This is a genomic window from Corynebacterium sp. MSK195 (assembly GCF_030228885.1).
Lineage (GTDB): Bacteria > Actinomycetota > Actinomycetes > Mycobacteriales > Mycobacteriaceae > Corynebacterium.
The window spans coordinates 282,276-296,971 of sequence record NZ_JASPGT010000001.1 but is presented as its reverse complement, the minus strand read 5'-3'; the positions used below and the strand labels follow the sequence as shown (position 1 = coordinate 296,971).

The 14,696-nt window shown below is 59.5% G+C and carries 13 protein-coding genes; 1 reads left to right on the top strand and 12 read right to left on the bottom strand.

Annotation, left to right across the window (positions count from 1 at the left end; all coding sequences use genetic code 11):
- Nucleotides 1-15: 15 nt before the first annotated feature.
- The 4 genes from QP909_RS01385 to QP909_RS01370 all read right to left on the bottom strand — a co-directional run bounded on the left by QP909_RS01385 (nt 16) and on the right by QP909_RS01370 (nt 4,801).
- Nucleotides 16-2,262 (bottom strand): polyribonucleotide nucleotidyltransferase, encoded by a 2,247-nt coding sequence (locus QP909_RS01385; protein WP_284765869.1) that lies wholly within the window; start codon nt 2,260-2,262, stop codon nt 16-18.
- A 144-nt stretch (nt 2,263-2,406) separates the two neighbouring features.
- The gene (gene rpsO / locus QP909_RS01380; RefSeq protein ID WP_005278802.1) at nt 2,407-2,676 is read right to left on the bottom strand and encodes a 30S ribosomal protein S15; all 270 of its coding nucleotides are present in this window, start codon (nt 2,674-2,676) and stop codon (nt 2,407-2,409) included.
- Between the two features lie 169 nt (nt 2,677-2,845).
- Nucleotides 2,846-3,778 carry a nucleoside hydrolase gene (locus QP909_RS01375; RefSeq protein ID WP_284765868.1) on the bottom strand — a complete coding sequence of 311 codons (933 nt, stop codon included), beginning with the start codon at nt 3,776-3,778 and terminating at the stop codon, nt 2,846-2,848.
- Complete coding sequence (locus tag QP909_RS01370; RefSeq protein ID WP_284765867.1) at nt 3,779-4,801, bottom strand: bifunctional riboflavin kinase/FAD synthetase; 1,023 nt, start codon at nt 4,799-4,801, stop codon at nt 3,779-3,781.
- Nucleotides 4,802-4,824: 23 nt separating this feature from the next.
- Between QP909_RS01370 and truB the strand changes: the two genes are divergently transcribed.
- A complete protein-coding gene (gene truB / locus QP909_RS01365) occupies nt 4,825-5,718 on the top strand; it encodes a tRNA pseudouridine(55) synthase TruB (protein WP_284765866.1) in 894 nt (297 codons plus the stop codon).
- Here truB and QP909_RS01360 read toward each other — a convergent pair.
- The 8 genes from QP909_RS01360 to nusA all read right to left on the bottom strand — a co-directional run bounded on the left by QP909_RS01360 (nt 5,715) and on the right by nusA (nt 14,678).
- Nucleotides 5,715-6,389: a 4'-phosphopantetheinyl transferase family protein gene (locus tag QP909_RS01360; RefSeq protein ID WP_284765865.1), complete on the bottom strand. Its 675-nt coding sequence runs from the start codon at nt 6,387-6,389 to the stop codon at nt 5,715-5,717. The genes truB and QP909_RS01360 overlap by 4 nt on opposite strands.
- A complete protein-coding gene (locus QP909_RS01355; RefSeq protein ID WP_284765864.1) occupies nt 6,386-7,198 on the bottom strand; it encodes a metallophosphoesterase family protein in 813 nt (270 codons plus the stop codon). The genes QP909_RS01360 and QP909_RS01355 overlap by 4 nt, the downstream gene beginning before the upstream one ends.
- Nucleotides 7,199-7,284: 86 nt before the next feature.
- Nucleotides 7,285-8,601: an MATE family efflux transporter gene (locus tag QP909_RS01350; protein WP_284765863.1), complete on the bottom strand. Its 1,317-nt coding sequence runs from the start codon at nt 8,599-8,601 to the stop codon at nt 7,285-7,287.
- A 20-nt stretch (nt 8,602-8,621) separates the two neighbouring features.
- A complete protein-coding gene (locus tag QP909_RS01345) occupies nt 8,622-9,584 on the bottom strand; it encodes a DHH family phosphoesterase (RefSeq protein ID WP_284765862.1) in 963 nt (320 codons plus the stop codon).
- Complete coding sequence (rbfA, locus tag QP909_RS01340; protein ID WP_239194447.1) at nt 9,585-10,028, bottom strand: 30S ribosome-binding factor RbfA; 444 nt, start codon at nt 10,026-10,028, stop codon at nt 9,585-9,587.
- A 263-nt stretch (nt 10,029-10,291) separates the two neighbouring features.
- Nucleotides 10,292-13,123: a translation initiation factor IF-2 gene (infB, locus tag QP909_RS01335; RefSeq protein ID WP_284765861.1), complete on the bottom strand. Its 2,832-nt coding sequence runs from the start codon at nt 13,121-13,123 to the stop codon at nt 10,292-10,294.
- 106 nt (nt 13,124-13,229) lie between these two features.
- Nucleotides 13,230-13,577: a YlxR family protein gene (locus tag QP909_RS01330; RefSeq protein WP_284765860.1), complete on the bottom strand. Its 348-nt coding sequence runs from the start codon at nt 13,575-13,577 to the stop codon at nt 13,230-13,232.
- A gap of 84 nt (nt 13,578-13,661) precedes the next feature.
- Nucleotides 13,662-14,678 (bottom strand): transcription termination factor NusA, encoded by a 1,017-nt coding sequence (gene nusA, locus QP909_RS01325; RefSeq protein ID WP_005328685.1) that lies wholly within the window; start codon nt 14,676-14,678, stop codon nt 13,662-13,664.
- Nucleotides 14,679-14,696: the final 18 nt, after the last annotated feature.

Below are 14,696 nucleotides of genomic sequence, written 5' to 3'. Positions count from 1 at the left end.
CTTTGGGCTTAGGGATTAGTCCTCAACCGGAACTAGGGAAATCTTGCCGCGGTTATCGATATCCGCGATTTCTACCTGAACCTTATCGCCAACGTTGATGACATCTTCTACCTTCTCGATGCGCTCGTCGCCACCCAGGTTAGAAATGTGGATCAGACCATCGCGACCCGGGGTCAAGGAAACGAATGCGCCGAACGGAACGGTCTTCACCACGGTGCCCAGGAAGCGTTCTCCAACCTTCGGCAGCTGTGGGTTTGCAATGGAGTTCACCTTATCGATGGCAGCATCCGCAGCCTCACCGGTAGCAGCGGAAACGTAGACGGTTCCGTCATCCTCGATGGAGACATCGGCGCCGGTTTCCTCGGTAATCTGGTTGATGGTCTTGCCCTTTGGCCCGATAAGCTCACCGATCTTATTAACCGGGATCTTCACGGAGGTGATCTTCGGAGCAAGGCCAGACATCTCATCTGGGGTATCGATGACCTCAGCCATGGTTTCCAGGATGGTAGAGCGGGCATCGCGAGCCTGCTCCAGGGCCTGGGCCAGGACCTTAGACGGGATGCCATCCAACTTGGTGTCCAGCTGCAGGGCGGTGATGTACTCAGAGGTACCGGCGACCTTGAAGTCCATATCGCCAAAGGCATCCTCGGCACCGAGGATATCCGTCAGGGCGACGAACTTTTCCTTGCCATTTACCTCGCCAGAGACCAAGCCCATAGCGATGCCAGCTACCGGAGCCTTCAGCGGGACACCGGCATTGTAGAGGGACAAGGTGGAAGCACACACAGAACCCATGGAGGTAGAGCCATTGGAGCCCAAGGCCTCAGAGACCTGGCGGATGGCGTAGGGGAAGTCCTCACGGGATGGGATGACCGGAAGCAGAGCGCGCTCGGCCAAAGCACCGTGGCCGATCTCGCGGCGCTTCGGGGAGCCCACGCGGCCAGTCTCGCCAGTGGAGAATGGCGGGAAGTTGTAGTGGTGCATGTAACGCTTGGATTCCACCGGGGTCAGGGAATCAATCTGCTGCTCCATCTTGAGCATGTCCAGGGTGGTAACACCCAGAATCTGGGTCTCACCGCGCTCGAACAGGGAGGAACCGTGAGCACGCGGAACCAGGTCCACCTCGACGGAGAGGTCACGGATATCGGTAACGCCGCGGCCATCGATACGGAAGCCCTCGGAAAGGATCTTCTGGCGCACGATCTGCTTCATCAAAGCGTTATAAGCGCCGCGGATCTGCTTCGAGGCATCGGCCTCCTCCAGGTCCTCGAACTGGTCCAAGAGCTCTTCTTCGACCTGCTCCATGTATTCATTGGTGGCATCGTCGCGTTCCTGCTTGCCCGGAATGGTCAGCAGCTTTTCTAGCTTCTTGGTAGCAGCCTTTTCCACTGCCACGAAGACATCATCGCCGTATGCCGGGAAGAGCGGGAACTCCTGGGTTTCCTTGGCGGCACGCTCCGCCAGACCGTTCTGGGCCTCGCACAAGGTCTTAATGAATGGCTTTGCTGCCTCCAAGCCTTCCGCGACGGCTGCTTCCTGCGGTGCAGGAGCGCCATCGGCAATGCGCTCAGCAACGTTGGTGCCGGCACCGGCCTCGACCATCATGATGGCTACGTCGTCCTTACGGCCCTTTTTGACAATGCGGCCGGCAACGACCATCTCAAAGAGAGCGCGCTCGTGCTGCTCGTGATTCGGGAAGGCCACCCACTGGCCCTCGGGGTGCTTATCATCAGCGATCAGTGCCATGCGGACACCGCCGACTGCACCGGAAACGGGCAAGCCGGACAGCTGGGTGGCGGCGGAAGCGCCGTTGATGGCAACGACGTCGTAGTACTCTTCCGGATCCTGGGACATCACGGTAACGACGACCTGGACCTCGTTGCGCAGGCCCTTGACAAAGGTTGGACGCAGCGGGCGGTCGATGAGGCGGCATGCCAGGATGGCCTCAGAAGAAGGGCGGCCCTCACGGCGGAAGAAGGAACCCGGAATCTTGCCGGCGGCGTACATGCGCTCTTCTACGTCCACAGTCAGCGGGAAGAAGTCAAATCCCTCGCGCGGCTGGTTGGACGCAGTGGTCGTGGCCAGCAACATGGTGTCATCGTCCAAGTAGGTGGTCACGGAGCCGTCTGCCTGGCGGGCCAACTGGCCGGTTTCAAAGCGCAGGGTGCGGGTGCCAAAGTCACCATTGTCTAGCGTGGCAATGGCCTCGGTAATGCCAAAGTCCTCGTCAATATTGAACTCGACGGAGTTCTGAACGCTCATTAAAAAATGTCTCCTTGAGTGGTTTAGGCGATCGTCGATGCCGCCTGGTCGATTTTTGTCTATGACAACGGTGTCAAATTCTAACAGAAAAACCACAAAAGCCCCGCCAAAGGGCGGGGCGAGGTGGCCGAAGCTGGGCCGAAATTAACGGCGCAGACCCAGACGAGAGATCAGATCACGGTAGCGATCGACATTGTTCTCAGCCAGGTACTTCAGCAGGCCACGACGGCGACCAACCATCAGCAGCAGACCACGACGGGAGTGGTGATCGTGCTTGTGGAACTTCAGGTGCTCGGTCAAAGTATTGATGCGGGAGGTCAGCAGGGCAACCTGTGCCTCAGGGGAACCGGTATCGGTTTCGTGCAGGCCGTACTCCTTGAGGATTTCGGCCTTCTTCTCAGTGGTCAATGCCATGAGTATTTCTCCTTTATTTCAGTCCACATTATCGTGACGCTTAAGCCTGCGCTGGGCGCAGTACTTGTGCGTGCCGCAACTGCTGTGAACCGCAGTCGCTAAGCCAAACAAACACCTTACAGCGCTCAGGCAGAGAAAATCAAAACCACATGGCTTCTAGGCTGTGCTTTTAAAGCTCGCTGAAGAACGTCTCAAGGCGTTCGACAAACTCTCGCACAAAACGCTCACTATCCACGCCCACAGCTACCCGGGCGGTGGGTGGCGCATCCAATCGCTTTTCATCCGCGATTGTCCGCCCACGGGTAGGGCCGGTGGTGTCAGTCTTGAGGTTTATCGAAAGGACGTCGACAAGCGAGGCATCTGCTGCCACCGCAACGGCCAATGGATCGTGCAGGCCACACCCGCCTAAGTGCGGCGATGTGGTGGCGTAAGCCCGAATGTAATAGTCCACCATATCCGCAAAAATGCGGCCGGCGCGGGTTCCGGTAGCGCGCCAACGCGCAGACTCCGCCGTGGTCAAAAGCGTGCGCAAGGTGACGTCCAAGCCCACCATGGTGGTATCACTTGTGTGGCGGAACAGGTAATCGGTAGCTTCCGGATCCTGGGAGAAATTGGCCTCAGACCACTGCGTGACGTTGCCCGGAACGGTGAGAGCCCCGCCCATCATCACCAGGTGTGCGGCCGTGGCAAAGGAAGGGTCCTGCTGCATGGCGGCAGCAATCGTGGTGGACGGGCCGGTCGGAATGATTACTAGATCATCGCTGTGCTCGTGCACGGCCTCGATGAGGAAATCGGCCGCAGGTTGGGACTGCGCCTGGGTGGTTGCCGGCGGAAGCAGGACCTCCCCCACGCCGTTGTGGCCGTGGATTAAAGAAGAAATCTCGCTTGGCCGAAAACCATCCGGGCTAGGTCCGGCAAAGACCGGAATATCGTCTTGGCCCAGTAGTTCTAGAAGGGCCAGTGTATTGCGCACGGCTAAGGGCACGGTCACGTTTCCGTACGTGCAGGTCACGCCGATTAAGTCCAGGTCCGGATGGGCGATGGCATACGCCAGCGCTAGGGCATCATCAATGCCGGTATCAAGATCGAGAATCGCCTTCATTTATTTCTCCCGCAAGAAGTAGTCCTTCGCGGTCCAGCCCTGCGCCTTAGCATCGGCGGCTAGCACCTGGCGGGCCTTGGTTACGTCATTGGCCATCGCTTCTAGCAGCTCGTCTACGGAATTGAACTTCACCATATCGCGGAGGTGGCCTACAAAGTGCACCGTAGCCTCGTAGCCATACAGGTCAGCGTCACGGTCGAGCACGAAGGACTCGATAGAGCGCTCCTCGTCGCCAAAGGTGGGGTTGGTGCCTACGGAAATCGCGGCCGCATAGGCCACGCCAGGGCGCATATCCCCGTCGATAGAGGAGTCAGAATGGACGATGAACCAGCCCGCGTACACACCATCGGCCGGGATGGCGACCGTATCCGGGAAATACTGATTGGCCGTGGGGAATCCGAGCTCCTTGCCACCACGTCCTGCGCCGCGCACTACAGGCCCGGTCACGGTGAAATGGCGACCAAGCGCCCAATTGGCGGATTCGATGTCCCCCTGCGCAAGGCACTCACGAATGTGGGTGGAACAAATGCGCACGCCCTCATCATCCAGCAATGGGACGATTTCGACGCTAAAGCCGAACTCGGCACCAAAATCCTGCATAGCCTGGGCGGTTCCGGTCGCGCCGGCGCCAAAGGTGAAGTTCTCGCCCACCACGATGTGCTGCGCTGCGAGCTTTCCTACCAATAAATCCTCTACGTAGGGTCGCGGCTCCACCCCAGCAAGGTCTCGGGTGAAGTCAATAACAAGCACGGCTGCGATGCCCATTTCTTCGGCCAATTCCAGTCGGCGTTCAAAGCTCAGCACCGCCACGGGCGCACGTTCCGGGAGAAATACCGACACCGGGTGCGGGTCAAAGGTCACCATGACAGGACGCTCACCATGAGCGCGCGCATGTTCCACGCAGGCGGAGATGAGCTGCTGATGGCCGCGGTGCAGGCCGTCAAAGACACCGATGGTTACTGACGTTGGGCCCACTTCCGCGGGGATGTCATCGATTCCGTACCAAATATCCACGCAGACCATCGTAGAGCATAGACTTAGAGGCTATGACTGATGCGCTCGCAAACTCCGGACTCGTCATCGTAGACAAACCCGCCGGCATGACCTCCCACGATGTTGTCGGCCGCCTACGCAGGTACTTTCACACAAAGAAGGTAGGCCACGCCGGCACCCTCGACCCCATGGCTACCGGCGTGCTTGTCCTTGGTGTGGAGCGTGGCACCAAGTTCTTGGCCCACATGGCTGCCTCCACTAAGTCCTATGACGCCACCATTCGCCTCGGCGCCGCCACCACAACCGATGACGCCGAGGGGGAATACGCTTGGGGCGCTAGCGCTGCGGCCATTGACCGCGCCGCAATCGAGGCAGAGATTGCCAAGCTCACCGGCGATATTATGCAAAAGCCCGCGGCCGTTTCCGCTATTAAAATTAACGGCCGCCGCGCCCATGAGCTGGTGCGGAAGGGCCAGGAGGTAGACATTCCCGCCCGCCCAGTAACGGTAGATAAGTTTGACGTCCTGGCCGAGCGCCGCGAGGGCGACTACATCGATCTAGACGTCACGGTGGACTGTTCTTCCGGCACCTATATCCGCTCTCTGGCCCGCGATCTGGGCGAGGCCCTGCAGGTGGGCGGGCACCTGACCGCCTTGCGTCGCACTGAGGTGGGCCCTTTTGCACTTGCCGACGCCCTCTCGCTCGACGCCCTTGCCGAATCCCCTCGCCTTTCCCTCAGCTTGGATGAGGCCTTGGCTCGCTGCTTCCCCGTCCTTTCCGTCACAGAGGAGGAGGCAGCCGCCCTCGCCATGGGCAAATGGCTAGAGCCCCGCGGGCTCAAGGGCGTCCACGCTGCTGTGGCCCCTAATGGCCAAGCCGTGGCGCTCATTAAAGAAAAAGGCAAGCGCCTGGCCACCGTATTTGTGGCACGGCCTTCTACCCTTTAGTGGCTAAAGTCTAAAGCCGGAACCGAGGTGGAGACGATGACGTAGCCGTCTCGAATTACCCAGCGCCCGGTGATAAAAGGCACCGGTGTGGGCCTAGCCAAAATATAGGAAATAAGCGTGCCATCTTCGCGCAGGTCGATTTCTGCTTGGTCAAAGTCCAACCAGCGGAAGGTCATAGGAAACCACGACTTATACGTGGCCTCCTTGGCACAAAAAAGCAATCGGTCCGGGCAGGTAATCCCTGCCTCACGCAGCCGCAAAAGCTGCGGCATCTCCCCTGCCCGGGCGATCATGGTGAGCACATGATCCGGCAGCGGTTCGGCGGGTTCTGCATCCAGGCCTACGGATTTTAAGGCTGAGGTAGGGGCAACCACTGCAGCCCGCATGCCCTCGGTATGCGTCATCGAGCCGACAAAACCTTCTGGCCACAGCGGCATGCCGCGCTCACCGCGCAAAATCGGCGTCGCCGGATTGGCGCCTAATTCCTGCAAGGCTCGGTGCGCACACCACCGAGCATCTCCGAACTCGGCCTTGCGCACATCAACTGCCTGGGAAACGAGAGACTTTTCTTCAGCCGCGAGGCCTTCAAAATTAGCCAAATCCGCGTAACCCGAATCCGTGCGCACGTAGCAATAGCGCGCACTTTCAGGAAATAGCTCTGGATACATCATCGTGTCCCCTCCTCTACAAAGGAACGCAGTACCGGATAGGGCCACGCTTGGGCGCTCTCGCGCCCCTGCCATTCACGCGGATACCCCAATGACGTTTCGATGTGGTCAACGCCATCCACATTAATGCGAGACGGCATATGCAGGTGCCCATAGATGACGGACTCCGCGTTATAGCGCCGCGGCCACGACCGCGTATGCCTAGTTCCGCACCACAAGGCAATTTCAGGAAAGCGCAATAACATTGTCGGCTCTTGAACCAACGGCCAATGGTTAACCAACACGGTAGGACCATGTACTCGAGAAAGGCGCTTGATGGAATAAGCCAACCTATCCCAACACCACGCCCGCACGTCTACGAAGGGGGCGATAGCGAACTCATCAGTCATCATCAGTTGTTTCGCGCGCGCTGCGTCAATGGCTTCGTCCACGTTAAGGCCATGCGGACGGAAACTGTAATCATACAAAGTAAATAGCGGAACGATGGTAGTTCCGTGAAATACCGGATACGGGTCTTCTGGAGTAATAACTCCAATCTCCCTGCACCTTTCCACTAAGTGCGCATACTTTTCTCGGCCTTGATACCGGTCCTGGGAACGGGAGAATAGCTCATGGTTGCCCGGCACCCAGATGAGCCTGGCATAGCGATCATTGAGCTGGCGCAAAATACGAATAATGAGATCGGTCCGCTCTGCAACGTCCCCGGCCACGATGAGCCAATCCGCGGGATCGGGCGGAGTAAGCTGATCAATGCGCTCGCTATTGGCGCTGACCGCTCCATGCAGGTCAGAAACCGCCCACACTGTTGGCATAGGTTTCTCACCTGCCTTCCTAGAATCTGCGCGCTGCACGGAGCAGCACACCGCGCGAGAGTATCAACACGCCCACTTTAGCGCAGCTAGCGCTCCTGTACTACGGCCCATTTCATCGATCGGAACCGGTAGACCACACCCACCATGCGGAAAGCAATGAAGGCCGCGAGGCCACACCACACGCCGGTTAAGCCTGTGCCCATAAAGTGAGCCAAGATAACGCCCGGCAAAAATCCCACCAGGACCGAAGATATGGTCAGCGTGCGCAGGAAGGCAGCATCGCCGGCGCCGAGCAAGACACCATCGAAGGCGAAGACCACGCCACCGCCGATAACCATGGCCACCAGGATCCACCACGGCTCAGAGATGGCATCGAGCACTTCCGGAGCGGAGGTAAAAATGCGCGGAATAATCCCTGCACCAGCAGCAAATACGGCAGCCAAGAGGCCAGAGAAAATCGTAGAGTACAACGCCACCTTGCTGCCCACACTGCGTGCGTGCCGCGCAGAGCCAGCACCAAGGGCCGCACCAGTCAACGATTGCGCGGCAATGGCCAACGAATCCAAGATAAGGGACATGAAGTTCCACAGCTGCATCATGATCTGGTGACCGGCCAAAGAAGCGGTACCAACGCGGGAAACCACAGCCGTGGCGGTTAGGAAAGCCACCTGGAAGCTAGCCGAACGCAAAATAAGATCGCGGCCTAAGATGAGTTGTTCGCGTACCACATGCCACTGAAATTGCCAGGAGCCGGTATGCTCCTTATGCAATTCGCGGACAAATAGCGCAGCAATGATGCTCATGCCTAATACCGTGGCAATGGCCGAGCCTGCCAGCCCCCAGAAATGGACGAAGATGGGCACCGCAATAGCGCCGGGAATCATGCCAGACAAAGTGAAGTACAGCGGCTTCTTCGTATCTTGGACGCCGCGCATCCAGCCGTTTCCGGCCATCTCCACCAAAGTAACGGGAATAGCCAGAGCTGCGATGCGCAGCCACAAGGCCGTACCGGCGGCCGTGGTGGGATCACCGGTTAAGGCGCGGGCAAATACGCCGCCGAAAATCCACATGATCACGGCGAGCAGCGCGCCTACACCTAGGGCCACATAGGTGGCTTGCACGCCTTCAGCAACCGCAGCTTCGCGCTTTCCGGAGCCAAAGAGACGGGCAGAGCGAGCGGTCGTGCCGTAGGACAAGAAAGTCAACTGCGTCGTCACCACGGAGTGAATTGTGGTGGCTGCAGCCAGCGAGGCGAGCTCTTGGGCGCCAAGGCGACCGACTACCGCGGTATCCAGCAAGAGGTAGAGCGGCATGGCCGCAAGTACGCCAAGCGCGGGAAACGCGAGGCCAAAGACCTCGCGTGCGGTTACCGTGCCGGCGGTGGAGCGATCCTGAGCGTTCATTCCATCCGTCTGCCTTTTTCTCATTGGATAGCGGCCACCAATTCCTTAACAATTTTTTCCGGAGCCCCGTGAGCGGTATAGCCCGCGGCCGGTACATGTCCGCCGCCCCCGAAGGTAAGCGCTACCGAAGAACAATCAATGCGAGAAGAACGCAAGGAAACCGCCCACACCTCCGGAGCTTGTTCCTTAAACACCACGCCGACGGTGGTTCCTTCAAGCGCGCGAACGAACTCCACCAAAGATTCAACGGCCGAATCAGAGTGTCCCTGGATATCTTCCAGCCGCGCGACGAGAATGCCTAGGGTGTGCTCCCCTGCTTCTTCGAGGCGCAAACCGGCCAATACCCTACCGATCATCTGAAGATCGTCCGGCGTGGTGGAATCTAAAAGGTCAGCTGCGATCTGCTTGGTATCGAGATCGTAGTGCATGAGGCGGGTGGCAATATCGTGCATAGCCGGCCTGCCCCAGCGGAAGCTGCCAGTATCGGTCATCAAACCGGCATATAAGCAGTGCGCAATATGACGGTCAATCTGAATCTCCAGTGAATCCAGGATGCTCAGCAACACCACGGTGGTGGATTCACATTCAGTGTCCACCACATTGATGGCACCAAACCCTGGATTAGAAGAATGATGGTCAATGCACAGAACTCGGCCCTGCTGGGCTAGCTGCTCAATCCGGTCCGCAAAAAAGCCCGTCCGGTCTAAAGAACCACAATCAACGGTGACGTAGAGGTCATAGCCTTCCGGCAGCTCACGACTAGTGGTGACGTCGTCGGCGGCAGGAATGGTGTACAGATTACGGGAAATCTCCCGCTCCTGGCCCACAACGGCACACACATCTTTGCCCCGTTGGCGCAGCGCGAGCAGCAACGCCGCAGCAGAGCCGATGGCATCGGCATCCGGCCGCAGGTGCGTCACAATGCAGATGCTATGCGCATCATGCAAAGCGGCAACTGCCGGCTGGTATTGCTTCTTAGTCACTTAAGCCTCGTCTTCATCGGAGGTCTTATACGGGTTCGCATCCCCTGCCGGCTGGGCGTTTTCCTTCAGCTTTGCCAGTTCTTCATCGCGGGCGCGAGCACGAGCCAGAAGCTCTTCCATATGAGCAGAGGCCTCCGGAACGGTATCGACCTCGAAGGTTAGCGTCGGGGTAAACCGCACCGAGAGCTGATCGCCCACAATCTTGCGCAGCTGACCTTTAGCGCGCTTGAGGGCTTCTTCTGCTTGTGCAAAGTCCGGCTCTGAATCAATGTCCTTTCCGCGCACGGTATAAAACACGGTGGCATCGTGCAGGTCGCCCGTGACTCGAGTATCCGTAATGGTCACCAGCTCGAGGCGGCGATCCTTAATCTGGCGTTCGATGGCGCTCGCCACGATTTCCTGAATGCGCTTGGCCATGCGCGCTGCGCGTGCGTGATCGACCATGTGAACCTCCCAGCTCAATAAGAATCTATCTCTAAAATTACCGCCAACCGGTACAAGAAACCACCAGTTTAGTGCCGAATCCCGGACAATGAAAACCCGTCGCGGCAGCGCCTGTAGGTAGCGGCGCCCACGGTGCCCCCAACTCACAGACGCAGAAAAAGCACAAGGCCCGCTTCCAATCTCCCCGGGCCTTCCCTACTGAGTGCTGGCAGCACATTCAGTGGGGACGGCGGGAGCGGAAGCGGGCCTTGAGACGGCGACGTTTAGTCGCGCGGAACCTCGACCTCTTCGTAGGCCTGGATGATGTCGCCTACCTGGATATCCGGGTAAGAGAGCACCATACCGCACTCGTAGCCGGCCTTGATCTCGGTTGCGTCGTCCTTTTCGTGACGCAGGGACTCAATCTTGGCGTCGGCAGTGATGACGTTGTTATCGCGCAGCAGGCGAACCTTGCCGTTGCGGACAACCTTGCCCTCGGTAACCATGCAGCCGGCGATGGTACCCACCGCGGAGGACTTGAACAGGGCGCGGATTTCGGCCGCACCGGTGTCGCGCTCCTCGTAAATCGGCTTGAGCATGCCCTTGAGCGCAGCCTCGACCTCTTCGATGGCCTTGTAGATGATCGTGTAGTAACGAATATCCACGCCCTCTTGGGTGGCCATCTCCGTCGCCTTGCCTTCCGCACGAGTGTTGAAGGCAATAATGACGGCGTCGGAAGCCGCTGCGAGAGAGACGTTGGTCTCGGTCACAGCGCCCACACCACGGTCGATGATGTTGAGCTCGACTTCGTCCTCGGTCTTGATATCCAGCAGGGCATCTTCCAGTGCCTCGACGGAACCGGCGTTGTCGCCCTTGAGGATGAGGTTGAGGGTCGAAGTCTCCTGCAACACCTTGTCCAGATCCTCCAGGGAGACGCGCTTGCGCTGCTTTGCCTGCAGGGCAGAGCGCTTGCGAGCATCACGCTGGTTAGCAATCTGGCGGGCAACGCGGTCATCTTCCACCACGAGCAGGTTATCGCCTGCACCCGGCACACCGGACAGACCCTGGACCTGCACCGGACGGGATGGGCCCGCCTCTTCGACGTCTTCGCCAAACTCATCGAGCATGCGGCGGACACGGCCGTGCGCATCGCCAACGACGATGGAGTCACCCACGTGCAAGGTACCGCGCTGAACGATAACCGTTGCCACCGGACCGCGACCGCGGTCCAGGTGAGCCTCAATGGCCACGCCCTGTGCGTCCATGTCTGGGTTAGCGGTCAGCTCCAAGGCCGCATCCGCGGTGAGGATGACCGACTCAAGCAGCTGGTCAATGTTCTTGCCCTGCTTCGCGGAGATATCCACGAACATGGTGTCGCCGCCGTACTCTTCCGGAACCAGGCCGTACTCGGTGAGCTGGCCACGGATCTTATCCGGCTGAGCTTCCGGCTTATCCACCTTGTTCACAGCCACGACGACCGGAATATCGGCAGCCTTGGCGTGGTTGATGGCCTCCACGGTCTGTGGCATGACGCCGTCATCGGCAGCAACCACGAGGATGGCCAAGTCGGTGGACTTAGCACCACGGGCACGCATGGCGGTAAAGGCCTCGTGACCCGGGGTATCCAGGAAGGTGATGGTGCGCTCGCCGTCCACGTCCACCGTGGTCTGGTAAGCACCAATGCCCTGGGTGATGCCGCCTTCCTCGCGGGCGCCCTCGTTGGTCTTACGGATGGCGTCCAACAGGCGGGTCTTACCGTGGTCAACGTGACCCATAACGGAGACGACTGGAGGACGATTCTCCAGTGCTTCCTCGCCGCCTTCGTCCTCGCCGAACTTCAGGTCGAAGGACTCGAGCAGCTCGCGGTCCTCGTCCTCAGGGGAGACAACCTCGACGTTGTAGTTGATCTCGGAGCCGAGCAGCTGCAGCGTATCTTCCGATACGGAAGCGGTTGCCGTCACCATTTCACCGAGATTGAACAGTGCCTGCACCAACGATGCTGGATCCGCACCGATCTTCTCGGCGAAGTCAGACAGGGATGCACCACGACGCAGGCGGACGGTTTGGCCCTTGCCGTCTGGCAAGCGCACACCGCCTACTACATGCTTCTGCTGCTCCTCGTACTCATGGCGCTTCTGACGCTTGGACTTCTTGCCCTTACGTGGAGCGCCACCTGGACGGCCGAATGCACCCGCGGTGCCGCCACGACGTCCGCCGCGTCCACCGCCGCGGAAACCGCCTGGACGGCCGCCACCTGGGCCACCGTGACCCGGTCCGCCGTGACCGCCGCGACCGCGGCCGCCACGTCCACCACCGCTCGGTGCCTTAGACGGCATCGACGCAGGGTTCGGGTGGGACGGCATCATGGCCGGGGATGGACGGCGACCGCCGCCACCCTGGATATTGCCACCCTGGCGGTTATTTCCGCCCTCGTTCTGGCCGCCGCGCTTACCGCGGTTATCGCCTGGCTTATTTCCGCCACGCTGACCCTTGGAGCCACCTGGGCGTGGGCCCGGACGGTTGTCGCCACCACCCGTGGAGAACGGGTTATTGGCTACGCGACGGGAACCGCCTGGCTTCGGCATTGGACGAGGCATGGAATTGCCTGGGGTCGGACGCTCGCCCGACTTCTTGCCGCCAGCCTGGCCTGGTTTCGGTGCGCCCTGGCCAGGCTTCGGTGCGGCAGCCTTAGCACCAGGCTTCGGCGCCTGAGCACCCGGCTTCGGGGCAGCTGGCTTTGCACCGGGCTTAGCAGCACCCTGTCCCGGCTTCGGTGCGCCCTGGCCTGGCTTCGGTGCAGCGGCCTTCGCGCCTGGCTTTGGCGCCTCTGCGCCCGGCTTGGGGGCAGCAGATTTCGCACCCGGCTTAGGGGCGCTCGCCTTTGCGGTGCTCTTAGCGGCACCCTTGGCAGGCTTATTTTCTTGCTTCTTCTCGGCGGCGTCATCGCCGCCGGACTGTGCTTCATAATGTGCTCGCATCTTCTTAACCACCGGCGGTTCGATGGTGGAAGAAGCAGTCTTTACGAACTCACCCTGTTCCTTCAGCGTGGCGAGCAGTTCCTTGCTGGTTACTCCGAGCTGCTTTGCGAGCTCGTGAACACGTAGCTTTCCGGGCACTTGTCTCCTCTTGGTATCGACTAGGAGTCAAGGCCTCGGAAACTGGCCTGACCCCTAGTTAGGTGTGTAGGACTTTCATCGCTGATGCTTCATCGTTGTGCGCTCATCAGTGTTCGGTCTTCCTTTGTAACTCTGGTTCGTACGAATCTAACGCGGCGTTTTCCGCGCTAGGTACCTGTCCGCTATGTGCTTCCAAGTACTGCCGTACCTGACCTGTGTCCACGGGTGCGGACGTGCGAAGCGCGCGCTTGAAGGCGCGTTTGCGCTCCGCTAGCTCGAGTGCAGATAGTGTGGGGCTAATCCACGCCCCGCGGCCGGGAAGCCGGCGGTGTGGATCTGCTACCAGACGGCGGCCGTGCGGATCATCACGGTCGATGACCACCCGTAGCAAGTCCGTATCTGGCAGGCGGCGGCGAGTAGCGATGCAGGTCCGGAGTCGTTGCCTCTCAGACATTCATCTCCTTACTTTTCGCGTCGCCAATATGCCCCAATCTGCAACTGGGCCGTTTACTAGCCTACGCTACAAAAGCGCAGATCCTTAATTAGCGTCAGCGTCCGAGTGAATATCGATCTTCCAACCGGTCAAACGGGCAGCAAGACGGGCATTCTGGCCCTCTTTACCAATAGCCAGGGACAGCTGGTAATCCGGCACCACCACGCGTGCGATCTGCGCCTCGTTGTCCACAACGGTGACCTTGACCACCTTCGAGGGAGCCAAGGCATTGCCTACGTAGACCGTGGGATCCTCGCTGAAGTCGATGATGTCAATCTTTTCACCGCCGAGCTGGCGCATGATGTTATTGACGCGCTGACCGCGCGGGCCAATGCAGGCTCCCTTGGCATTCAGGCCCTTGGCATGGCCCACAACAGCCACCTTGGAACGGTGGCCTGCCTCGCGGGCAATGGCAATCATTTCTACGCTGCCATCGGCAACTTCTGGAACTTCGAGCTCAAAAAGGCCACGCACCAGCTCCGGGTGAGTGCGAGAGAGATTGATCTGTACCTGGGCGCCATTGCGATTAACGCCTACGACATAGGCCTTAATGCGGTCACCGTGCTCGAGCTTTTCACCCGGAATCTGCTCGGCAGGCAGCAAGATGCCATCCTGGGACTCCAGCTCGGAGCCCAGCTGGACCACAACGATGCCGCGGGCATTAGCGCGCGCATCGCGCTGGACGATGCCGCTGACAACACGGCCGGTGAGCTCAGAGTAGGAATCATAGGTACGCTCTGCCTCGGCCTCGCGCAACTTGCGCAGAATAGCCTCGCGCACGGCCTGTGCGCCCACGCGTCCAAAGTTTTCCGGGGTGTCATCGTATTCGGTGGTTACTTCCCCAGTTTCTGGGTCGCGCTCCGAGACAATGACGCTGACTGCACCGGTGGTGGCGTCGATATCGACGCGGGACTTGGCGCCTTCTACCTTGCCGCCAGCGTTAGACTCGCGGTAATCCAGGTAGGAATACAACAAGGCACCCGCAATCGCTTCCAGCAAGTCCTTTACGGGGACGTTGCGCTCGGACTCGATGGTACGAAGTGCCTGTAGATCAATATTCACTTGTCATTCCTCTCGGTT

Bases quoted from the DNA above. Each gene is read 5' to 3' on its own strand.
- QP909_RS01385 (WP_284765869.1), bottom strand. From the start codon at position 2,262: ATGAGCGTTCAGAACTCCGTCGAGTTCAATATTGACGAGGACTTTGGC.
- rpsO (WP_005278802.1), bottom strand. From the start codon at position 2,676: ATGGCATTGACCACTGAGAAGAAGGCCGAAATCCTCAAGGAGTACGGC.
- QP909_RS01375 (WP_284765868.1), bottom strand. From the start codon at position 3,778: ATGAAGGCGATTCTCGATCTTGATACCGGCATTGATGATGCCCTAGCG.
- QP909_RS01370 (WP_284765867.1), bottom strand. From the start codon at position 4,801: ATGGTCTGCGTGGATATTTGGTACGGAATCGATGACATCCCCGCGGAA.
- truB (WP_284765866.1), top strand. From the start codon at position 4,825: ATGACTGATGCGCTCGCAAACTCCGGACTCGTCATCGTAGACAAACCC.
- QP909_RS01360 (WP_284765865.1), bottom strand. From the start codon at position 6,389: ATGATGTATCCAGAGCTATTTCCTGAAAGTGCGCGCTATTGCTACGTG.
- QP909_RS01355 (WP_284765864.1), bottom strand. From the start codon at position 7,198: ATGCCAACAGTGTGGGCGGTTTCTGACCTGCATGGAGCGGTCAGCGCC.
- QP909_RS01350 (WP_284765863.1), bottom strand. From the start codon at position 8,601: ATGAACGCTCAGGATCGCTCCACCGCCGGCACGGTAACCGCACGCGAG.
- rbfA (WP_239194447.1), bottom strand. From the start codon at position 10,028: ATGGTCGATCACGCACGCGCAGCGCGCATGGCCAAGCGCATTCAGGAA.
- QP909_RS01330 (WP_284765860.1), bottom strand. From the start codon at position 13,577: ATGTCTGAGAGGCAACGACTCCGGACCTGCATCGCTACTCGCCGCCGC.